Annotated in this window: 14 protein-coding genes; 1 reads left to right on the top strand and 13 read right to left on the bottom strand. The window is 66.0% G+C overall.

What is annotated here, in order from left to right:
- Positions 1–17: 17 nt before the first annotated feature.
- The 5 genes from AC3WUF_RS13335 to AC3WUF_RS13315 all read right to left on the bottom strand — a co-directional run bounded on the left by AC3WUF_RS13335 (position 18) and on the right by AC3WUF_RS13315 (position 6,297).
- Positions 18–1,850: a flavin-containing monooxygenase gene (locus tag AC3WUF_RS13335; RefSeq protein WP_492426340.1), complete on the bottom strand. Its 1,833-nt coding sequence runs from the start codon at positions 1,848–1,850 to the stop codon at positions 18–20.
- 15 nt (positions 1,851–1,865) lie between these two features.
- Positions 1,866–3,104, bottom strand: coding sequence for an MFS transporter (locus AC3WUF_RS13330; protein WP_492426338.1), 1,239 nt, complete (start codon positions 3,102–3,104; stop codon positions 1,866–1,868).
- Positions 3,105–3,231: 127 nt separating this feature from the next.
- Entirely contained in the window at positions 3,232–4,047 is an 816-nt protein-coding gene (locus tag AC3WUF_RS13325; RefSeq protein ID WP_492426336.1) for a TauD/TfdA dioxygenase family protein, read from the bottom strand.
- Between the two features lie 25 nt (positions 4,048–4,072).
- The gene (locus AC3WUF_RS13320; protein WP_492426334.1) at positions 4,073–5,419 is read right to left on the bottom strand and encodes an aromatic ring-hydroxylating oxygenase subunit alpha; all 1,347 of its coding nucleotides are present in this window, start codon (positions 5,417–5,419) and stop codon (positions 4,073–4,075) included.
- Positions 5,416–6,297 carry an SDR family NAD(P)-dependent oxidoreductase gene (locus AC3WUF_RS13315; RefSeq protein WP_492427190.1) on the bottom strand — a complete coding sequence of 294 codons (882 nt, stop codon included), beginning with the start codon at positions 6,295–6,297 and terminating at the stop codon, positions 5,416–5,418. The genes AC3WUF_RS13320 and AC3WUF_RS13315 overlap by 4 nt, the downstream gene beginning before the upstream one ends.
- Positions 6,298–6,574: 277 nt before the next feature.
- On the opposite strand from AC3WUF_RS13315, the gene AC3WUF_RS13310 reads away from it, so the two are divergent.
- Entirely contained in the window at positions 6,575–7,393 is an 819-nt protein-coding gene (locus tag AC3WUF_RS13310; RefSeq protein ID WP_492426332.1) for an IclR family transcriptional regulator, read from the top strand.
- 72 nt (positions 7,394–7,465) lie between these two features.
- On the opposite strand, the gene AC3WUF_RS13305 is transcribed toward AC3WUF_RS13310, so the two are convergent.
- The 8 genes from AC3WUF_RS13305 to AC3WUF_RS13270 all read right to left on the bottom strand — a co-directional run bounded on the left by AC3WUF_RS13305 (position 7,466) and on the right by AC3WUF_RS13270 (position 22,188).
- Positions 7,466–8,473 carry a 3-oxoacyl-ACP synthase III family protein gene (locus AC3WUF_RS13305; RefSeq protein ID WP_492426330.1) on the bottom strand — a complete coding sequence of 336 codons (1,008 nt, stop codon included), beginning with the start codon at positions 8,471–8,473 and terminating at the stop codon, positions 7,466–7,468.
- Positions 8,474–8,526: 53 nt separating this feature from the next.
- Positions 8,527–10,848, bottom strand: a complete 2,322-nt coding sequence (gene pbpC / locus AC3WUF_RS13300) for a penicillin-binding protein 1C (protein WP_492426328.1) — start codon at positions 10,846–10,848, stop codon at positions 8,527–8,529.
- 16 nt (positions 10,849–10,864) lie between these two features.
- The gene (locus AC3WUF_RS13295; protein WP_492426326.1) at positions 10,865–16,900 is read right to left on the bottom strand and encodes an alpha-2-macroglobulin family protein; all 6,036 of its coding nucleotides are present in this window, start codon (positions 16,898–16,900) and stop codon (positions 10,865–10,867) included.
- Positions 16,901–17,023: 123 nt separating this feature from the next.
- Positions 17,024–17,314 carry a cytochrome C oxidase subunit IV family protein gene (locus AC3WUF_RS13290; RefSeq protein WP_492426324.1) on the bottom strand — a complete coding sequence of 97 codons (291 nt, stop codon included), beginning with the start codon at positions 17,312–17,314 and terminating at the stop codon, positions 17,024–17,026.
- Between the two features lie 2 nt (positions 17,315–17,316).
- Positions 17,317–17,901, bottom strand: coding sequence for a cytochrome c oxidase subunit 3 (locus AC3WUF_RS13285; RefSeq protein WP_492426322.1), 585 nt, complete (start codon positions 17,899–17,901; stop codon positions 17,317–17,319).
- Between the two features lie 10 nt (positions 17,902–17,911).
- Positions 17,912–18,703, bottom strand: a complete 792-nt coding sequence (locus AC3WUF_RS13280) for a hypothetical protein (RefSeq protein WP_492426320.1) — start codon at positions 18,701–18,703, stop codon at positions 17,912–17,914.
- Entirely contained in the window at positions 18,700–19,407 is a 708-nt protein-coding gene (locus tag AC3WUF_RS13275) for a hypothetical protein (RefSeq protein ID WP_492426318.1), read from the bottom strand. The genes AC3WUF_RS13280 and AC3WUF_RS13275 overlap by 4 nt, the downstream gene beginning before the upstream one ends.
- Before the next feature lie 132 nt (positions 19,408–19,539).
- The gene (locus tag AC3WUF_RS13270; protein ID WP_492426316.1) at positions 19,540–22,188 is read right to left on the bottom strand and encodes a TonB-dependent receptor; all 2,649 of its coding nucleotides are present in this window, start codon (positions 22,186–22,188) and stop codon (positions 19,540–19,542) included.
- Positions 22,189–22,219 lie beyond the last annotated feature (31 nt).

Raw genomic sequence — 22,219 nt, 5'->3', positions numbered from 1 at the left:
GGGAATGACGATGTGTGTCAGCGCTCAACATCGAGCCCTTCAAAGTCGCCCTTGTCGCGCCAGTCCTTCAGCAGCTGCTCAAAGGCCGTGAAGCCGGCCAGATAGAACTCGCCAAGGTAGTAGCGGAACTTGCCGGACTCGTTGTTCAGATAGCTCGGCGGGCATTCGCTCTGCATGTACTTCGAGAAATCCGTCGACGGCGCCATCGTCGCGCACCAGGCGTCCTGCGCGGCTTGCGTCGGCTCCAGCGCCTTGATGCCTTTCTTGAGGGCAGCGCTGATGATCTGCGCGATGTGATGGCCCTGGCGGTTGAACTGCTCGACCGTCGTCGCGTACAGGCCGCCCTGGATGTAGCCGGTGAAGAACTGGTTCGGGAAGCCACGCGAGACCACGCCGTGCAGGGTCTTGTAGCCATCTTCCCAGTAGTCGTACAGCGAGACGCCATTGCGGCCCTTGATCTCATCAATGCCCCAGCGCTGGTCGAGATCGCTGGTCACCTCGAAGCCGCTCGCGCAGATCAGCAGGTCGATCGGGTATTCCTTGCCGACCTGCACAAAGCCATGCTCGGTCAGTCGCTCGACGCCCTTGGTCGACGACACATCGATCAGCTCGACGTTCGGCAGATTGAAGGTCGGGTAGTAGCTGTCGCTCGACAGCGGCCGCTTGCAGTGGAAGCGGAACCAGGGCTTGAGCAACTCCGCGGTCGCCTTGTCCTCGACGATTTCGTCGATGCGCCGGCGGAAGCGCTCCATGACGTTGAAGTCCTGTTCTTCGCGCATCGCCATGAACTTCTCGGCGGTCAACGAGGCCCAGGCCTGATCGCTGTCGAGGCGTGCCGCAACGTTGCGGTTGATCTCGGTCCAGAAGTCGCAGACTAGATCGCGCTCGCCCGGATGGAAGCCTTCCATCGCCCCGCGGTGGAAGTTCTCCTGGCGCTGCTTCTGCCAGCCCGGCTGTAGGCTCTTTGCCCACGCCGCGTCGGTCGGCGGGTTCGGTCGCGCGTCGACGCTCGGCGGCGTGCGCTGCAGCACGTAGACCTGCTTCGCGTACTTGCCGAGATAGGGAACGATCTGGATCGCGGTTGCGCCGGTGCCGACGATCGCCACGCGCTTGTCGGCGAGCTTGTCGAGCACCGGATTCTCCCAGCTGCCGCCGGTGTAGCCGTAGTCCCAACGCGCCGAGTGGAACACCTTGCCCTTGAAATCCTGCAGCCCCGGAATGCCCGGCAGCTTCGGCCGGTTGAGCGGCCCACCGGCCATGATGACGAAACGCGCGCGGATGTCGTCGCCGCGATCGGTCTTCACATGCCAGCGCTTGATCGACTCGTCCCAGTTCAGCGATCTGACCTGGGTATGGAACAGCGCGCTGTCGTAGAGGCCGAACTGCTTGGCAATCCGCACGCAGTGGTTCTGGATCTCGACGCCATCGGCGAAGCGCTTGCTCGGAATGAAGCCGGTCTCCTCGAGTAGCGGCAGGTAGCAGTACGACTCGTTGTCGCACTGGATGCCCGGATAGCGGTTCCAGTACCAGACGCCACCGAAGTCACCCGCCTGCTCGATGTTGCGGAAACTCGTGACGCCGGCCTTCTTCAGCTGCACCGAGGCGAGAAGGCCGGTGAAGCCGCCACCGAGCACGGCGACGTCGATCTCCTCGACCAGCGGCGCGCGCGGTGCAACCGGCTTGTAGGGATCGGCCAGCTGCTCGGAGCCATTTTTGGGCCGCAGATACTGCTTCTGGCCTTCGCTGTTGTAGCGCTTCTCGCGCTCGATGCGGTACTTCTCGCGCAGCGCCGGAATGTCGATATTCCCGGGTGTCTGCGTCGGCTGGCAATTCATCGGTGAGCTGGTCATGGGGTTTGAACGGGCTTAAGCGGTTTCCGGTTCGGCATGGACGGGCGGAGCGCCGAGGCTGAGCAGCGCCAGCGCGCTCAGGCTCATCAGGCCGATGTTGAGCAGCATGAACGGCGCGTAGTTGCCGAAGGCGTCGAAGATCGCGCCGCCGGTCAGGGGGCCGAAGGACGTACCGAGCGACAGCGCCATGACCATCGCGCCATACAGCGCGCCGAAATTCTTCAAACCGAAGAACTTCGCGGCGAGGTAGGCGACGACATCGACCTCGGCACCCAGCGTCAGGCCGATCGATGCGGCGGCCAGCGACTGATGCAGCGGATTGGTCGCGTCGAGCAGCAGCAGACCGAGGCCGAAGACCGGCAGCATGAAGGCGAGGGCGCCGATGTACTGCGCGCGGTAGCGATCGATCAGAAAGCCGGTGCCGAGGCGGCCGATGATTGAGAACACACCGATCAGGCCGGCAATGCCGGCGGCTTCAAGCCGCGTCGAACCGGCGCCGGTCAGGATCGGCACGAAATGCACGAGCGTGCCGACCGCAGTGAACGAGAACAGGCCGGCCGCAAGCAGCAGCTTGTACAACGCCGGCGTGCGCAGGCCTTCGGCGAAGGTCAGGCCGCTATGGACGCGCGCCAGTTCAGGATTCGGAATCGCAGTCTTGGTTTCGCGCGCGCTGCGGAAGAACAGCAGCAGGAACGGAAAGACGACGAGGATCCACAAGCCGCCCATGCCGTGAAAGCCCATGCGCCAGCCGTAGCTGGAGATCAGCCAGGTCGCCAGCATCGGAAACAACGCGGCGCTGAGCGACGCGCCAGACAGCGTGATGGCCAGCGCCAGACCACGGGATTTCTCGAAACGGCTGTTGACCGCGGCGGTCCAGACGGTGGCTTGCACGCCGACCGTGGAGAACGCGATCACGGTCCACAGCAGTGCCCAGTTGGCTTTCGTGCCGGTCGCGGTGCCGAGCAGCGCGAACGCGCCGGTCATCAGCACCACGCCGAGCAGGCCGATGCGGCGCGGGCCGATCTTGTCGACCAGCATGCCGAGCGGAATGCAGAACACCGCGCTGATGAAGCTGGAGATCGTCAGGCCGAAGGAGATCTGCGCGCGCGACCAGCCGAACTCAGCCTGCAGCGGCTCGATGAACGGGCCAATCGCGTAGACGTGGATGACCGACGTCGCGTAGCCGAGCGCGGCGATCAGCGGCAGGTACCAGTAGCCTCGCCATTCTGCTGCTGCACCTTGCTGCGCGCCCATCGTGCTCTCCTCGTGTGTTCGTCGTTCTTCAAACTCCGTCATGCCCGCGAAAGCGGGCATCCAGGGCGGAGAGTGCTGTGCTTCTTAACCCTGGATTCCCGCTTTCGCGGGAATGACGGGTTAGTCCTTACGAGAACGCCTCTTCGCCCTGCAGCTTCGTCCGATGCAGACGCCGCCCCGCATTCGGGTCATACGGCGTCGCGCGATGCATCGTGCCGGTGTTGTCCCAGATCACCGTGTCGCCGACCGTCCACTTGTGGCGGTACGAGAACTGCGGCTGCGTCGCCCAGGCGCGCAGGCGCACCAGCGTCTCGATGCTCTGCTTGTAGTCCATGCCGACAACGTGGCGTGCGGTCGCGCCGATGACGAGCGACTTGCGGCCCGAGCGGTGCTTCCACACCAGCGGCAGTTCCTGGTCGCCGATCTGCATCATGCCCTTGAGCAGGCGCGGATCCGGTTCCGGGTCGTAGTAGAACAGCGTGTTCCAGGCCGAGTGCATGACGCGCAGGCTCTCGAAGGCCTTCTTGTCGTCGTCCGACAGATCGTCATAGGCGGCGTAGGTGTTGCAGAAGTCGGTGTCGCCGCCGGTCGTCGTCAGCACCTTGGCCGACAGGATCGACGCGAGGATCGGCACCTTGTTCATCGTGCCGTCGATGTGCCAGTACCACGAGCCCTTCAGGTAATCGGCCTTCGGGTTGACGTTGTTGTCGAGCGTGACCTTGTAGATGATCTCGCCGTCATGCTCGGGCGCGAAGGTGCCGAGCGTGTTGGTGAACGCGACCTGCTCGTCGTCGTTGAAATTCACCTGCGGGAACACCAGCACGCCGCGCTGCTCGAGCAGTTCGCGGATCTTCGCCGCGTACTTGCCGCTGAGCAGGTCCGCCTTGCTGGCGTGAATTTCGCTCGCGATGCGCGGCGTCAGTTCCTTGGTGCTGAAACTCATTGTTGGATCTCCGGAGATACTTTGCTTACTTGAGCGGTCGCGGCGCGCCGGTGCCCATGTATTTGGCGAGGTTGTGATGCAGGTTGATCGTGCTGCGTTCCATGTACGGATTCGGCTGCGTGCCGCGGAAGCCGGCGGACTGCATGCCCTTTTGCACGGCGGCCATGTTCGAGAAGTCCTGGCCGAGCACGTAGCACCAGGCCTCTTCGGTCGCCGGCGAGTACTGCCATTCGGTCTTCGGTTCCTGGCCGGCGGGGAACAGTTCGTAGACCGCGGCTTCGAAGATGCACTTGTTGGGATCAACGCCGTAGGGCCGCGCGCTGTAGCACAGCATGTTGTTGACGGCGTGGCCGATCTGGAAATTCGGGAAGATCTGCCAGGCGGTGCCGCTTTTCCCCACATGCACCGGATCGACCGTCGGCCAGATCACGCCGCGTGCGGCATCGTCGGCGCGCGCCGACTTCAACCAGTGCATCAGCACTTCGCCGGCCGGCGTGCCTTCCGGTAGCTCATCCTTCAGGCGCTTGGCCGCATCGACCATCGTCTGCGTCGTGTTGGTGTTGGCCTTTTCCCAGGTGTACTGCTGCATCTCCGCGGTCGACAGGCGCGCATCCGCGCCGGTGCCGACGCGCAGCTTGCCGGCCTGGTTCTGGTCCATGCTCTTCGGCGCTTCGTAGCCGATGTTGCTGTGCTTGCCCTGCGCGCGCGCCCAGCCACGGAACTCGCCGTACTTGTTGAACTCCGGATGCGTGGTCTGGACGTGGTAGGTCTCGTTGAAGGCCTCCATCGCGACCTTCCAGTTGCAGTCGAACACGCCCCACTTGCGCCACCGATACCGCATGTTCTGCAGCTGGAACGGTTCGAGCATTTCCGCTGCGGGATTGAGGTAATCGAGCAGCGGTTCGGCGTTCGGATCCAGATTGATCCAGACCCAGCCGCCCCAGGTATCGACGCGCACGTCGCCCAGGCGCGTGCGTTCCGGCGTCAGCGCGCCCTGCCAGTCGTCCTGGTGCAGGATGTGGCAGTTGTTGCCATCGAGATCGAAGCGCCAGCCATGGAAGCCGCAGACGAACAGCTTGCGCTTGCCGCAGGCCTGCTTCTCGCCATCCGGGATGTCGACGAGGCGCCGGCCGCGATGCGGGCAGACGTTGTGATAAGCCTTGATCGTGTCGGCTGAGGTGCGCACGACGATCACCGAATCGACGCCGATCTCGTAAGCGAGGAAGTTGCCGACCTCGGGGATTTCCTCGATACGTCCGACCTGCAGCCAGACCTTGCGCCACAGACGTTCCTGCTCCGCGCGCGCGTACTCGACCGAGGTATACGCCTCGGGCGAGATCGTCATCGCAACGCTGAGGTCGGGTTCGCTCATTTCTGAATCGCTGCGCGGAATTCCTGGCTCTTCAGGAACAACGACGTGTTATCGGCGCCCAGGTGCGTCCACTTCAGGTTCAGGCCGCCGTCGGTGAGGATCGTCTGGCCGGTGATGTAGCCGGCATGCTCGGACAGCAGGAACAGGATCGCGCCGGCCTGTTCTTCTGGCTTGCCACGGCGGCCCATCGCAATCGCCGCGCGGTCACGTGCCTCGTCCTTGTCGATGAACGCCTCGGACGCCGGCGTCGCGGTCGGGCCGGGCGCGATGCAGTTGACGCGGATGTTGTCGAGCGCGAGTTCAGCGGCGAGCGTGCGCGTCGCCGCGACGACCGCCGCCTTCGCGGTGCCGTAGGCGATGTGGTACGGCGCGCTGTTCATGCCGCTGATCGACGAGATCGACACGATCGAGCCCGGCAGTTTCTGCGCGCGCAGTTCGGCGGCGACCGCCTGGGTCATGAAGAACATCGATTCGAGGTTCTGCGAGAACAGCGCACGCCAGTCGGCGCGGCTGACGCGCGTCGCGCGCATCCAGGTCTGCGGCGCGGCGCCGCCGGCGACATTGACCAGGCCGTACAGCGTGCCCTTGGCTTTCTTCGCGGCCGCCATCGTCGCGGCGATGCCTTCGTCGGTCTCGGCGTCGGCCGCAACCGGGATGACGGACAGGCCCTTGGCGGCGAGCGGCACCAGATGCGTGTCGATGTTCGCCTGCGAGCGGCTGACGCCGATCACGGTGGCTCCGGCTTCGGCCAGCATGCGCGTCACGGTAGTGCCGATGCCGCCGCCCGCGGCGCCGGATACGACGATGATGCGGCCGTCAAAATTCAAGTGCTTGCTCCTCGGGCGGGCGGATTTTTCAAATCTTCCGGTTCGCTGCAAGCCTGCCACCCGAGGTCTCGACTGCCTTGACCCGTGGCGACAAAAAAATGCGCTGGCGCGACCTTGTCTGAATAGGCAAAGACGATACTCCGCCGAACCTGTAATGGTCAACAGCGCTGTATATTAAAAGCGGAGCGCGGGAATGCTGAAGTGCAGGCCAAGCGGCGTTGCGCGGTCAGGCAAATTCACGCTGACGCCGTCCTGTGCCGGCCGCGGAATGGCCCTATCATTGAGCCCGTTCAGTTCCCCACCGACGACAGGCCCGAAAGCAGCTCCCATGGCGGCAAAGCCGAAGAATCCGAAGGCCAAGGACCCGCATGCCGCCGCCCTCGACGCCGCGCTCGAACGCAGCACGGTGCCGGCGGTATCGCGTGCCGCGGCGATCCTGCGCCTGCTGGGGCGCTCCGCCGAGCCGGTCGGCGTGCAGTTCATCGCTCGGGCGCTGAACATCATCCCGAGCACCTGCCTGCACATCCTGCGCACGCTGGTCGCCGAGGAGTTCGTCGCCTTCGATCCGGTCACCAAGCTCTACACGCTGAACGCCGGCGTGCTGATCCTCGCGCGGCAGTGGTTGAGCCAGAACCGCTTCAGCGACATCGCCCAGCCGGCGCTCGATCGCATCGTCGCCGATTACGGCGTGACCGCCATCGGCGTGCAGATCGTCGGCCTCGAGCACATGATCGTCGTCGCGATGGCGCGTTCCGAAAGCATGATCCAGCTGTATACGCAGATCGGCAGCCGCTTCCCGGCCACCATCAGCGCCAGCGGTCGCTGCATCGCTGCGTTCGGTGACTACGAGAGGGAAGAGCTGCATCGCCGCTTCAAGCGACTGCGTTGGGCCAACGCACCGACGCTGACCGAGTGGGAAGCGCAGATCGAAGCGACCCGGGTCAACGGCTACGCGATCGACCAGGGTAACTACATGACCGGGATCACCGTTGCCGCCGCGCCGGTCTACGGCGTTGCCGGCAAGCTGACGCACTGCCTTGTCGTCGTCGGCATCAGCGAACAGCTGCGCGACCAGACGCTGGCGAAGATCGGCCGCGAACTGCGCGACAGCGCGGCGAAGGTGTCACGTCAGCTGGGGTCGGGCTGAGCACAGCGCAGCCCATTGTCGGCACCTTGCACGCGATGGGCTTCGCTGCGCTCAGCCCATCCTACGATGTCCTCACCAGCGCATCAGCACCGCGCCCCAGGTGAAGCCGGCGCCGAAGGCCACGGCGCAGACCAGATCGCCCTGCTTGACCTTGCCGAGCGCGCGCGCTTCGGCGAGGCACAGCGGGATCGTCGCGGCGGTCGTATTGCCGTATTTCTGGATGTTGTTGTGGACCTTGCTCTCGTCGATGCGCAGCAGCTTGGCGACCATCTCGTTGATGCGTAGGTTGGCCTGGTGCGGGATCAGCATGTCGATGTCTGACACTGCGAGACCTTGCTCGGCGAGCACTTCGTTGATGACCTCGGGCATGCGCTTGACGGCGTTCTTGAAGACCTTCTGGCCTTCCATCGTCGGCCAGATGCGGCCTTCGTCGATGTCCTCGTGGCTGACGTAGGCGTCGCGGCCCGGCGCCATGCCCGGCCACAGGATCGCGAGGCATTCGGCTTCGCTGCCGTCGGAATGCATGCGGGTGGTCAGGATGCCGCGTGCCGGGTCTTCGCTGACGCCGATGATTGCGGCGCCCGCTGCGTCGCCGAACAAGGCGGTGACAGTGCGGCCACGCGTCGACTTGTCGAGGCCGCGCGAATGGACTTCGCCGCCGATCAGCAGGATCTTCTTGTACTGGCCGGCGCGGATGAAGGCGTCCGCCATCTGCAGGCCGTAGACGAAGCCCGAGCACTGCTGGCGGATGTCGAAGGCCGGCACATGGCCAATGCCCAGCTCGCGCTGCACCAGCACGCCGCAGCCGGGAAAGTAATAGTCGGGCGACAGCGTCGCGTAGATGATGCAGTCGATGTCGCTCGCTTCGCAGCCGGCGTCGGCCAGCGCGGCGCGGGCGGCCTTGACGCCCATCGTGTAATTGCCGTCCTCGGGCTCGACCCAATGGCGCTGCTCGATGCCGGAGCGCTCGACGATCCACTCGTGGCTGGTCTCCATGACCTTCGAGAGGTCGTGATTGGTGACGACGCGCGACGGCACATGGGTGCCCAGGCCGAGAATGCGGGAGCGGATTGCGGTCATGTGACGACTCGGTGAATTCTTGGAAGTCGCGATATTGCCTGAATGCGACGGCTTCAGTGCAGCAGCGCGACCTTGAGGTCACGGCGGTCCGCGCGCCCGCGGTCGTCAACGACGCTGACCTGGAAATCGCCGGACTGCGTGGGTTTCCAGTTGAGCGTGGAGCCGCTGCGTGTGCTGCCGACATAGCCCTGGTCGACGAACCAGTGCAGCGTGCGGACGTCGCCGTCGCTGTCGGCCGCCAGCGGCACGCTGTCGGCGCCCGCGCGCGCCAGCCGCAGACTGTAGGTCACGGCCTTGAGCGGTGAGGTGATCACCGGCGCGCTGCCGCTTGGCGCATCCGCGGTGCAGGGCGCCGGTTGCGGCGGTCGCCGCCGCGGCATGCCGGCCTGCGCGAACAGGCGCTGCAGATCGGACGGCCAGAACTCGAACACTTCCTCGCGCACGTAGCGCGCATCGTACGGCGGGCAGGCCTGCAGTCCGGTTCGGCGGTCGACCTTGAGCCGGCGATGGACGCGGCTCAGGCGGATCGGCGACGTGCCGGGGATGAACCAGGTGACCGAGGTTTGCGGACAGTCGGCATTCGGCAGATCGCCCGAAGCGCTGCAGACCTCGACGCGCGCGAGCTTTGCCGGCGGCGAGGCGGCCGGTTCCGGCAGCGAAGGTTGCGCCGCGCGCACCGCATCGACGATGTGGAAGAACAGCGGCGCCGCGGCGCGCAGGCCGACGAAGGCCGGATTGGAGCTGCCGTCGAAATTGCCGACCCAGACCGCGAGCACGTAGGGGCCGAAGACGCCGACGCTCCAGGCGTCGCGGAATCCCCACGACGTGCCGGTCTTCCAGGCCACCGGCCGGCCGGCGCCGGCGCCCTGCAGGATCAGCTCGTCCGGTCGCGGATTGTCCTTGAGCATGTCGAGCACCATGAAGCTGGCTTCGGCGGACAACAGGCGCTGGCCGTCGTCGAGCCGGCCCTGCGGCTGGTAGCGCAGCCCCTTGAGCAGTCCGCGATTGGCGAGCAGCGCGTACAGGCGTACCGCGTCCTGCATCGTGATCTCGCCGCCGCCGAGCGCCAGCGCCAGGCCGTAGTGCTCGCGTGATGCCAGCGGGCCGACGCCCGACAGCTTCAGGAAGTCGTAGAGATCCGGCTTGCTCAGGCGCGCCGCCAGGCCGACCGCGGGAATGTTGCGCGAGCGCATCAGGGCATCGCGCGCGGTGATCGGGCCGACGAAGGCGCCGTCGAAGTTCTCGGGGCTGAAGGGGCCGAATGCCGTCGGCGCATCCTTGAGCACGCTGAGCGGATGGATCAGCCCCTGGTCGATCGCCAGCGCGTAGAGCTGCGGCTTGAGCGCCGAACCGGGCGAGCGCAGTGCGCGCGTGCCGTCGACCTGGCCCTCGATGGCGGCATCCCTGAAGTCGAGCGAGCCGAGCACCGCCTTGACTTCCATGCTGCGCCAGTCGAGCAGCATCGCCGCCGCATTGCGGATGCCAACGCGCTGCTCGCGATCGACATAGCGTCGTGCTTCGCGCTCCAGCAATCGCTGCAGCGGGAGGTCGATCGTCGTGCGGATTTCACTTGCTTCGTCGCCGCTGCGCTGGCGCAGCAGCATCGTCGTCAGATGCGGCGCCTCGAACGGCAAGGCACGCGGGCTGCGGAAATGCAGCGGCAGCTGCATCAGGCCGGCCTGATCCGCCGCGTCCGGATGGCGCTCGAGCCAGCGTGCGAAGAGGCGCTGGCTGGCGAGGCGCAGCGCCGTTGGTTCTCCTTTCGCGGGATCGCGCAGGCCCGGTGATTGCGGAATCAGCACCAGTGCCAGCGCCTGCGGCAGCGAAAGGGTGTCCGGCCGGCGGCCGAAGTAGATCAGGCTGGCGGCGCCGACGCCCTGGATGTTGCCGCCGTAGGGCATCAGGTTGAGATGCGCTTCGAGCAGATCGTGCTTGGAGTAGCGCAGCTCCAGCCACAGCGCGCAGACGATCTGCTGCAGCTTGCCGCCGATGCTGCGTGTGTTGAGTCCGTACATCAGGCGGGCGAGCTGCATCGTCAGTGTCGATCCGCCCTGGCGGGCTTCGCCTCGCGCGGTGCTCAGTGCCGCGCGCAGCAGCGCCAGCGGGTTGACACCGGGATGCCGGTGAAAGCCGCGGTCCTCGTGCAGCAGCAGCGCTTCGACCAGTTGCGGCGAGACCTGCTCCAGCGGCGTCCATAGCCGGTACTGCTGGTCGCTCGCCAGCGTCAGCCGCAGCAGGCGACCCTGAGCGTCGAGCACGGCGGTGGAACCCGGAATGCGCTCGCGCAGCGGCGCATGCGGCCACAGGCGCAGGCCGCCGAGCAGCACGGCCAGCAGCACGCCGCCGACCGCGATGGCTCGCAGCGCCCGCCTCATCGCGACCGCGCTCCGCTCATGGCTGCTCGACGACGATCTGTCCTCCGGCCGACCGTGCCTGCACGTTCGGCTCGTACATCGATTCGCCATAGGCCGGCGGCAGCGTGTACGTGCCGGCGTTGGTCGCCTTGATGCGATAGACGATCTGGCCGATGTCGGTCGACACGCCGGTGTAGAACACCACGCGGTCCTCGCGGAAGTCGGCATAGGTCGGATACGCGCTGGTGCCGTCGACGCAGACCGGGCACAGCCACTGCGTCCAGTCGCCGCCGCCTTCGTCGCCGTACTCGCCGCTCTCGTCCGATTCGCCTTCGCTGTAGCCCTCGCCGGTCTGTGCCTCCGGGTTGGTCGAAGCGCGCAGGAACTGCTGCTGCAATTCCTGCGGCTGCACGACCAGCTCGAAGCCGCCGGGCAGCAGATCGACCAGCGCCGCGTCGTCGATCGACTGCCGCTCCACCGCGCGGAACTTCAGGCGCACGTCGATCTCGTCGCCGAGCTTCACGGTGGTCACCGGCTTGCCGTCGGCGCCGATGTACTCGTGCAGGATCTCGAAGCCCTGCACCAGCGGCGCCGTCGGCACACTGCGTTCGAAGCCGGCCTGGCTGACGACCGTGTAGGCGTTGAGCTTGGCCTGATTGTCGAAGCGCAGCGACTTGGCGTCGGCGCTGAAGTCGGTCTTCGGCAGCAGCGTGTCCGGCAGTTTGAGGGCGCGGCGGGTTTTGCCATCGCGCAGCAGCTCGGTGACCGAGAACTGCGCGTTGATGCCCGATTCTCCGGCGGCCTTCGCATAGGCATCCAGCGCCAGCAGCGTGGTGCCGGCCGCCAGCGAGTGATACCGACCCTGCTGCGTGCGCTTGACCAGATTGTTCAGCAGCGACGGCGGCAGCTTGCCGAGGCGCTGCGGGAAGTGGCGCGCGGTCAGGTACAGCAGCTGCGCATCCCAGACCATCGCGTCGCGCCAGCGGTCGTAGGGATGCTTGCCCTCGAACCTGATCTTGGCGAACAGGGTCTCGGCGTCGCGCGTCTGCTTCATCAGCTGCAGCGATGCGGCGAGGAAGGCAGTGGCGATGTCCCCGGGACCCTGATCCTCGTAGCGCTCGGCGAGTCGCTGGCGCAGCCCGGAAGCTTCGGCCGACAGCACCTGGCCCTGGCGCGTCAGCAGATACAGCGCGTAGGCGCTGTTGCGCTCGTCTTCCAGGGAATCGCCGTCGCGTGCCGCCAGGGTGCGCAGCCACTCATTGCCGCGGTCGAGCAGATCGCGTGGCACCGGCAGCCCCAGTTCGGCAGCCTCGATCAGGCCGTGCTGTGCGTAGATCGACACGAAGGCCTGGACTTCGGCGCCGCCCGGCCAGTAGCGGTAGCCGCCGTCCGGGTTCTGCCGCGAGCGCAGCTCATCGACCAGCGCACGCAGATCGGCACCCGGCGCGGTCTTCACATCACCGAACTCCGGCCGCTGCGACAGCACGATGCCGGGCATCGCCATGCTCATCAGCTGTTCGGTGCAGGAGTGGGGGTAGCGCTGCAGATAGGCGGTGTAGCCGTGGGCGAGCGCGAGCGGCAGCATCGCCATGCCGGTTTCCAGCTCGCGGAACTGCGGGTACAGCTCGCGCTGCACCGGAACGTCCGCCTGCTTGCCGGGCGCGACGCTGCTGGCGTGCAGCGTGACGCGGTAGGGCACCGGTGGGCGCACCGACAGGTCGATCTGGCGCCGCGCGGATTTCGCGCCGAGCTTGGAGACGAAGATCAGATCGGCCGGCCCCAGTGCTTCGGTGGCCTTGAGGCGGAAGCTGACGGACGATTCGTGCGCTTCGGCAATCGCGACGCTCCGGGTCCGCTCGCCGACGATCTTGAGGCCGGCGCTGGTCTCCAGGCTCACGGCGATCTCGGCATCCTTGCCGGAGCCGTCGACGTTGTTGGCAATGCCGACGCTGACCTCGAACTCGTCGCCCGGTGCCACCGTGGTCGGCGCGTTGGGCGACAGCACGAAGTCGCCGCGCACGAAGCTCTTGCCGTCGAACACGCCGATCGCCTCGTCAGACACCGCGACCGCGAACACGCGCAGCGTGCCGTTGAAGTAGTCCGGCACCGTGTAGCTCAGCGTGCGCTCGGTGGCGTCGGCATCGACGATGCCGGACCACCAGGCGACCGGCTTGTCGCCCTTGCGCTTGAACGGGTTGAGATGTTTCGCGAGCAGGTTGTCGCCGTCGCCGCCGGGTGCGGCTGCCATCACCGCATCGCGGAACTCCGGCAGGATCAGGTCGAGAATCTGCCGCGTCGACACGTCGAGCGAGCGCTTCTGGAAGAAATGAGCCAGCGGATCGGGCGGCTGGTAGCGCGCAACCTGCAGGATGCCTTCGTCGACCGCGAACAGGACGATGCGCGACGGCTTCTCGGTGCTGTATTTGAAGTTCGCGGTCTCGCCCGGCTTGATCCGCTCGGGCAGCGCCAGCTGCACCGGGTTGCGGCGCGCGCCGAGCGCGATCGAGAACGGCTTGATGCCGTAGGACAGCGGGCTCATGTAGATCTCGGGCGAGCCCGGATCGCGGACGAAGCTGACGCTGATGTAGGCGTTGCCCTCGATGCCCTCCGGCAGGCGGATGCGCTGCGTCGACGCGGTCGTCTCGGCGCGGAACCAGTGCCAGGCGTAGACCTTGTCGCGCTCGATCGTGATGAGACCGGCGCCGGCATAGGGCGCGGTGATCTGCACCTCGATGTCCTCGCCCGGCGCGTAGTCGGTCTTCGACAGCGCCAGCTGCAGTTCGGCGTTCTTCTCCAGAGAGCGCGACAGGTTGGCGTCGCCGGCGACCTGGAAGTCGATGCGTGCGAGCTGCTGGCCGTCCGCATCGCGCACGAGGTAGGCGAAGCTGCCCGGCTCGGTCGTCTGCAGCGGCAGCGTGCCGCCGCCTGCCGCGATGTCGAGCGTCGTTTCCTTCTGCGAGATTTCCTTGCGCCGCGATTCGTAGCGGTAGGTGCCGTTGTTTTGCTTCACCAGCACCGAGGCGTAGGCGATCTTCAGCAGCGACAGCTTGAGGCCCTTGACCTCGGTCTTGCGCAGCTTGGGATCGATCGCGATCAGCGACACGCTGCGTTCGGTGCCGCGGCCGATGAAATCGAGATCGCCATCGGTCTTGTAGCCGACTAGGTAGGGCATCGACGACACGCGTTGGCTGGTCTGTGTCGCGACACCGCGCCCGCCATCCGCCTCGAATCCCTGGGCGACGAACTGCAGCAGATAGGTCGCCTTTTCGAAGCGCTGCAGGTTCAGATCGAACGACGCGGTGCCGTCGTCGCCGGTCGTGGTCTCGGGCAGCTCCTCGCTGAAACCCTGGCGTGCCGCCTGCGGATCGTGGAAGCGGTAATCGCGATAGGCCGGGAAGCTCGGCAGGCCGGGCGACAGCGTGATCGCGCCGGTGACGCGGCGCTGCTGTGCCGGCGTGCCGAACAGGTTCTGCAGCGTGATGTTCGCCTTCAGCTCATCCGGCGAGACCCAGCCGTCGGCCGACACGGCCGACAGCGTCGCCGCCATCTTCAGGCGATCCGGCAGGAAGTCGCGGACCTGCACCTGCAGCGAGCCGATGATCGCGCCGTTGCTCAGCAGCACGTTGACCGTGTAGTTGCCGGCCGGCGAGGCGTCCTGCGTGCTGTGGCGGATGTCCTCGAAGCCGCCGGGGCCGAGCACCAGCTTGTCCTTCTTGACGACGGTGCCGCGCGGATCGCTGATCTCGACCTGCAGCGGCACGCCCTGCAGTGGTTTCCAGTCCTGTGCCTTGACGATGGCCCCGATGCGGATCTCCTCGCCGGGCCGGTACAGGCCGCGATCGGAGAACAGGTAGGCGGTCAGTGCATTGGCGTCCGTCGTGTTCGATACGCCGCCGACATCGAAGCGCGAGATGTCGAGCTGGCGCAGGTGGGAATCGATCGGCATGAACGAGCTGTCGCCGTCCTTGCGCGCAAGGTACAGCACCGGCTGCTGCTCGCGCTTGAAGTCCTTCAGCGCGGCGAAGCGCGCATGGCCTTCGGCATCGGTGGTCTGCGTCAGCACCGCTTCGCCGTTGCGGCCGAGCACCGACAGCTCGACGCCGGCGACCGGCGTGCCGCTGTGGATCGACTGCACGAACAGATCCTGCGTGCCGTCGAGATTACGCTTGACGACCATGCCCAGGTCGCTGATGACGATCAGGCGCGTATCGCCGTTGCTGTACTGCCGGCCCTCGTCGTCGTAGCTGTACGTCTCGTCCTGCGATTCGCCTTCGGTGCTCAGCGGCTGGTCGTTCTTCTTGTCCCAGGCCCGCAGGCGCAGCAGGAAGATGCCGCGCCGGTCGTTGCCGTCGGCCTTCAGATAGCGGCCCAGGTCCAGCGTGCTGTAGTTGGGCGTGCCGGCCGGCAGCTCGGGCAGGGTTTCGATCTGCGACAGATGCTCGGTGATGTTGCTGGCATCGAACTGGTAGTTGTTGAACTCGGGCGTGCTGAAGCGCCCGCCGGTCTGCGTGACCAGATGCTGCAGCTGCCGGGGCAGCAGCCGTTCGATGTCGACCCGCATCGCCGGCACGTCGCGCGAGAACAGCTTGAGGCGCTTGGGGCCGGACATCGCCATCAGCACACCCTCGGACATCACGCGCAGCTCGCGCGGATACTCGGGCACCTGCAGCACGCGTTCGACAGTCTCGCCGAGGCGGAAGCCGCCGAAAGACTTGAGGCCCTTGTCGATGCGCACGTAGATGAAGCGCTTCGGATCGGCGACATAGCTGAAGCTGTGCAGCTCATGGTGATCGAGCTCGCCGGGGATCAGACTCAGCGGCAGCGCCTGCGACTGCTCGATGATGCGGGCGTCGAAGCCTGTGCTCGAGGTGCCGCTGCCGTAGCAGTTGCATTGGCTCCAGTCGTAGGCTTCGCCGGCCCGGTGCGAGGTTTCAAAGATTTTCTGCTTTTCGGCATCGGGATGGCGCGCCGGCAACAGCCAGGCCTTGATCTTCGGCGCCATGTCGGTTTCCTGCACGCTGAAGGAAAGCTCCGTCAGCAGCACCTGCTTCGGGTCGTTCTTCTCGTCGCGCGCGATCGTCAGCGAGACGTCCTGCACGCGCAGGCTGTTGAGTCCCGGCACGATGACGTCAGCAGTCAGCGCCGCGTCCAGCGCATTGCCGCCGCGTGCCGCATGCACGCCCTTGGCGACGCTGAGGGCCAGCCGGCCCTGCTTGTCCGGCACCGTCAGCTGCGTCGAATGGATGTAGGCGTTGAGCTTGAGGTTGTCGTAGCTGACCGTGTACGCCACCGCACCGGCATCGCGCTCCTGGGCGTTGGTGACGCGTTCGAACTGCTGCAGCTTGAGGCGCGATTCCAGATCGGCCACGTCAACCGGGTGGCTGAAGTTGAGTGTGAAGACGGCCTTCTTGTCCGACGCGACGACCGGATGCTGGAAGAACTCGGTGTTCGCGACCCGCGCCTCGAACGCTGCGGTGCGCACCTTGACGTCATAGCGCGCCAGCAGCACGTGGCCGGCGACGAAGCCCTTCTTGGCGAACTGCACTTCGAACTCTTCATCGATCGGCCAGTCCGCGGCGGGGCGGAACTGCAGCGTGCGATCGTTGATCCAGGACCAGTCTCCCGCCGGCAGATCGTCGCCCTTGAGGCGGATGCCGGCGCTGGCGGGATCGAGGGTCTTGCCTTCGAATTCGAGCGGCGCCACCGATTCGGAGAAGCTGACGACGAGGTCGGCCGGTTTGGTCTCCGGCCCACACTCGTAGCAGGTGCGCGGCAGCAGTTCCGGCGCGAACACGCCGACCTCGACCGGTTTCGGGCGGCTCTTCCACCATTGCCAGCCGGCGTAGCTGGCGGCGGCGATCAACAGGACGAGCGTCACGATCGCTGCCGCCGTGCGCGGGCTGCGCAGGATGGCGGCCTTGAATGCGGCGGCGGCCCTGGCCAGTGCGCGCCCCAGCGCCTTGACCCATTCCGGGGCCTGCCAGCTCAGTTTGCCGAGCACGACACCGGCGATCCAGCCCAGCCCAGCCCACGCCCGAATGACGCCGGCCTGCAGCGCGTTCACGAACTTCATCCCCGTTTCTCCCTGGTCCCATCCCGGTCCACGCAGGAACGGCCAGGTGGAGGGGATGGGACTCCATGCTCAGGGCTGCGGCTGCATTGCGCAAGACGCTGCGGGCGGATTTTTGGGGCTGCTTCAGCCCTGGAACTGCGCTCCGGCAAAGTACAGCGTCAGTAGCGCCGCGATCAGCGATGTCAGCGTCGCATCGGCGGTGCGGCGCAGGCTCCGCGGCGCATGTTTCAGTTCCATGAACTCCCAGACGATCAGGCGGACCTTGAGCGCCGCCATCAGGATCACGCCGACGCTGATGCCGGCGTTGAGCGTGAACGCGTGCAGGCCGTCGCCGCTGCCGATCCACCAGGACAGCAGCGTGACGCCGGTCAGCAGGGCGCAGACAGCGCCCAGTCGTGCGGTGGCGGTGATCACGATTACCTCATGACGTAGAGCAGGGCGAAGATGATTACCCACAGGAAATCGACCATGTGCCAGAAGATCGCGCCGGCTTCGATCACCGTCTGCGAGCGGCGTTGCGGGCTGCGCAGCTGGTAGAGGGCAACGCCGAGGAAGACGAAGCCGAACAGCACATGCACAACGTGGATGCCGGTCAGGAAGTAGTAGAACGAGAAGAAGCGGTTGGTCGAGAACTCGAAGCCTGCATCGATCTTCAGCGACCACTCCAGCAGCTTGCAGGCGACGAACAGCAGTCCGCAGGCGATCGTGCCGGCCAGAAAGGTCTGCGCGCTCTGGAACTGCCCGTCGCGCGAGGCCTGCACCGCGCGCGCCGCGAGCCAGGAGCTGATCAGCAGGATCACGGTGTTGGCGACGCCGAGGTTCTGGCTCAGCTGCTGCTGGGAATCGAGGAACAGCGCGGAGTCCCAGCTGCGGTACAGCATGTAGATCGCGAAGTAGCTGCCGAACACGACGGCTTCGAACATCACGAACATCCAGATGTCGCGCTGGCCGGGGATATAGCCTTCGGCGGGTGTCGTGCTGGCGATGGTGGCGCTGGTCATGCGGCGGTCCTCAAGCGCGTGCCGGCAGTTCGGGCAGCGGACCGTCACCGAGGTCGTCGCGCAGGATCAGGCGGCGCAGCAGCGTGATGAACGCGGCGGTGTAGGCGACGAACACCAGCGTATCGACCCAGAACGTGATGACGCCGTTCCAGGCGAACGGGCCTTCGTGGAAGATCCACACCGGCGCGACGACAACTTCGGTCAGCAGGTTGCAGATGTTCATGTAGCCGAACCACAGCGGGAACACGCGGTTCTTGTCGAGCAGGATCGCGAGCATCCACACCGCGGTGCCGATCAGGAACACGCCCATCGTGCCGACGAAGGTCATGAACGCGGCGTCGTAGAGCCAGCTGAGGATTGCCGGGTCGCGGTCCGGGCGCAGCGCGCCGACGGTCAGGAAGATCGCCGCCAGCAGCATGCCGGGCAGCGCGCTCAGCGAGTAGATCGCGATGTAGCTGTAGCCAAACACGCGGCTGACCGACATGCGCCGCATCGAGTAGCCGATCAGCGCGTTCGCCGACGCGGTGATGCCGGCGATCAGGAAGATGATGCCGAAGCCCCAGACCAGGCCGTCGTGGTTGTCGCTGAAGTACTGGACGATGCGCGCGTGGTCCCACCAGGGTTTCGGCGGCGGCATGACCTTGGTCATCAGGCAGAACACGATGCCGAAGACCTGGTAGAAGGCGACCATCGCCCACCACATGATCCACAGCTCGATCTTTGGATCGTGGCGCCAGTGCCAGACGACGCGATTCCAGGTGCCGGTCGGCCGTGCGGGCAGCGGCAGGCTCGTGCTGCTCATGCGCCGACCTGCGCACGCTGGCGCAGCAACGTGCGGCCCATCACCAGCGTCATGACGATCAGCCACAGGCCGATCGCGCCGTTGCGCACCCAGAACGACAGCAGGCCGTCCCAGGCCAGCGGACCTTCGAGCGTCGTCGCGACGAACGCCGCCGGCGCGACGGCAACCGCGATCGCCAGGTTGAAATGGGCGACCCAGCGCGCGAAGACCGGCCGTGGCTGGCGGTCGAGGAAGATCGCCAGCGCGAGGAACAGGCACTGCGCGACGATGAAGCCGACCTGGCCGGTGAACGTGATCCAGGCGATGTCATTGAACAGCAGCGTCAATTGCGGATCGCGCTCCGGGCGGAACGCGGCGAGCAGCCAGAACAGGTCGGCGATGAAGAACAGCACCGGCCCGCCGGTTGCGCAGCCGAGATAGCAATAGGCGAGGATCGGCGTGCGATGCGCCATGCGCTTGATCTGCATGACGATCAGCGCGAGGAATACGACGATGCCGATCGCGAACCAGTTGAACGCGATCATGCTGTAGCGGATGCCCGGCAGGTTTTGCGGATCGCGATAGAAGGCCGCCACTTCCTCGGCCGACATCGTCGGCGCCATCGGCGCATGAAAGCCGGGAAAGAAAACGAAGACCAGCAGCCAGCTCAGGGCCAGGAACGGCAGCGCCCAGAACAGGATGATCTCGCCATCGACTCTACGCATTGGATTCCCCAGGAATTCTCTCATCGCACTGGTCGTTCATGACCCGTAGCCCGGGTGAAATCCGGGGCTGTTGCTTGGCAGCGAGCGCTGAATCCCGGCTTGCACCCGAGCTACGGATTTGCAGTGATCCATTCATTCGCCCCAGCGATAGGCGAGGTTCAAGCCGACGATCCGCGGCTCGGAATAGATCGAGCTCTGGAAGTACGTCAGGTTCCACTGGTTGCTGTTCGAGATGCGGTAGATCTCGTTGGTCAGATTGGTGCCGAACAGCTGCACGTCGAAGCGGGAGCCGAAGATGCCGCTCCAGCTGACACTCGCGTTGAGCAGGCGCGCAACGGGCAGATAGGCGCCGGGCTCGCCTTCGGGCGGCGAGGACTGCCCGCTGTACTGCGTGTCGGTCCAGGTGTAGGTCAGGGCGGTCTCGACATCGCCGAGCGCGGGATCGAGCGGCAGCAGGTAGCGACCCGACAGGCTGAACTGATGTTCGGGCGTCGACTGGAACGGTATGCAGCTCAGCTCGATGCTGTTGCCGGCCTGGATTTCCTCGCCCGTGCAATCGAGCTGCGGCGTCGCGCCGGTGTAGTCCAGCTCGAACTTCGTGTACTCGGCACGCGTGTAACCGTAAGTGCCGACGAAGGTGAAGCCTTCGGCCGGCTGGATCGTCAGGTCCATCTCGAAGCCGGCGACCCAGGCGCTGCCGACATTGAAGATCGACTGGCCCAGTTGCGGCACCGGGTTGACCGAGTTCGGCGGCACGTAGGCGTCGATACCGGCCTTCTGCAGGCCGGTGTAGTCGGTGTAGTAGATCGCCGAGTTCAGGCGCACCGGCATCGCGCCGATCGTGAAGTCGGATTTCTGGCCGATCTCGTAGTTGGTGACGAATTCCGGATCGTAGGTGTAGCGGTCCGGGTTGACCGAGATCGGTGCGAAGCCGCCGGTCTTGTAGCCGCGGCTGACCTTGCCATAGATGAGATTGCCGCTGTTCTCGGTATCGAGGCGATAGTCGAGGCCCGCGGTCCAGGTCCACTCGGAGCTCTCGACCTCGGCATCGAAACTCTTGTCGACCAGCGGCACCAGACCGAGCGCCAGCTGCGTGATCGACGCGGAACCGGTCGTCTTGTCGCGGGTATGGCGCGCGCCCAGCGTCAGATTCAGGCCGGACATCGACTCGAAGAGGTTGCCGAGATCGTAGGTGCCCTGCACGAACGGCGCGAAGGACTGCTTGCTCTGGTCGTACTGCTGGTCGACGTCGACGAACAGCAGCGACACCGCGACGATGCGGCCGACCGCGTCGGTGTCCTCGTAATAGGCGCCGACGACGTACTTCAGCGCGCCGTCCAGCGCGGTGCCCTGCAGCTGCAGCTCCTCGGTGAAGGTCTGCACATCGGCCTGCAGCAGGTCGTCCGGATTGACGAACTCGTTGAAGGCGGCGCGCGAGCCGTCGAGATCCCAGCGGTAGGAATGCTTGAACGTCGAGTAGCTGGCGATGTTGACGAGCGTCAGTGCATCGCTGAGCTCGAAGCTCAGCTTGTCCATGACGCCGCCGGTCTCGAGCAGGTCGTTCGGATCGCCGCTGAGCTGGACGCTGCGGTTGCCGCGCGCCGCCTGCTCGTCGACGATGTCCTGCCCGCAGTTGGTCGATGGGCCGAAGAAGTTCAGCGTCAGGCAGCCGAGGTTGCCGATCTGCGCGAGATCTATGCCGGGAATGATCTGCGTCAGCGCACCGAGGCCGACCGCGCCGGGAATCGCGCGATTGAGGCCTTCGCGGTTGACGCGTTCGATGACGGTGGCCGTACCGTTGTCGTCGCTGTCGGACCAGTAGCCCATCAGGTAGTTTTCGACGCGGGCACCGGGCCGCCACAGCAGGCCGGCGCGTGCGGTCCAGTAATTCTTGCTGTCGTAGTCCTTGCCGGTGACGACATCTTTCGTGAAGCCGTCGCGTTGGTAGACCTGGCCGCCGAAGCGCGCCAGCAGCACTTCATCGACGATCGGCGTGTTCAGCACCGCTTCGTAGGAGTGGCCGGTCAGGTTGTCACCGCCGGACAAGGCCAGTGCGCCGGCGCGCAGCGAGCCGGAGAAACCGTCCTGCGGTTTTGCTGGCTCCAGCAGCAGCGCGCCGCCCGTCGTGTTGCGGCCGAACAGCGTGCCCTGCGAGCCCTTGAGGATCTGCACGTTGCCCAGGTCGAAGAACTTGCCGGGACCGCCCTGGTAGTTGGCGACCGGATCGGACGGCACCGGCACTTCGCCGAGATAGATGATGACGCCGGGGCTGGCGCCGAACTGCGCACCCTGGCCGCGGATCGCCGGCGTTTCCGTGTTGCGCATCTGGCTGTTGCTGCCGACGATCAGCGACGGCACGCGGCCCTGCAGATCCTGCGGGCTGTTGATCTGGTCGCGCTTCAGATCGTCCGCACTCATTGCGGCGATGGCGACCGGCACGTCCTGCAGGTTCTCAGCGGTGCGGCGCGCGGTGACGACGATCTCCTCGATCGATGCGCGCGGTGGCGGCGCGGCTGGCGTCGGTAGCGCTTGCGCGGTCTGCGGCAGCGGAATCACGTCGTAAGGCGCAACCGCCTCGCTGGCCGGTGTCGCGGTGGGTGTCGGCTTGCTCGGCTCGCCGGCAGGTGCGGGCGATGCTGCCGGTACGGCCGGTGTTTCGGGCTCGATCTGCGAGAGCAGGTCCAGCAGATCATCGTCAGAGCCCGTCTGGGCGAGCGTGAGCGGCGAACACAGCAACAGCATTGCGGCTGAGACCCACTTGGTCAGCTGGGTTCTATTCATTGCATCCCCCATCGGCACGGCGTGACCGGCG

Source organism: Fontimonas sp. FW305-C-3 (assembly GCF_058783185.1).
The sequence above is the reverse complement of the archived record's forward strand: the minus strand, read 5'-3'. Positions and strand labels throughout refer to the sequence as shown.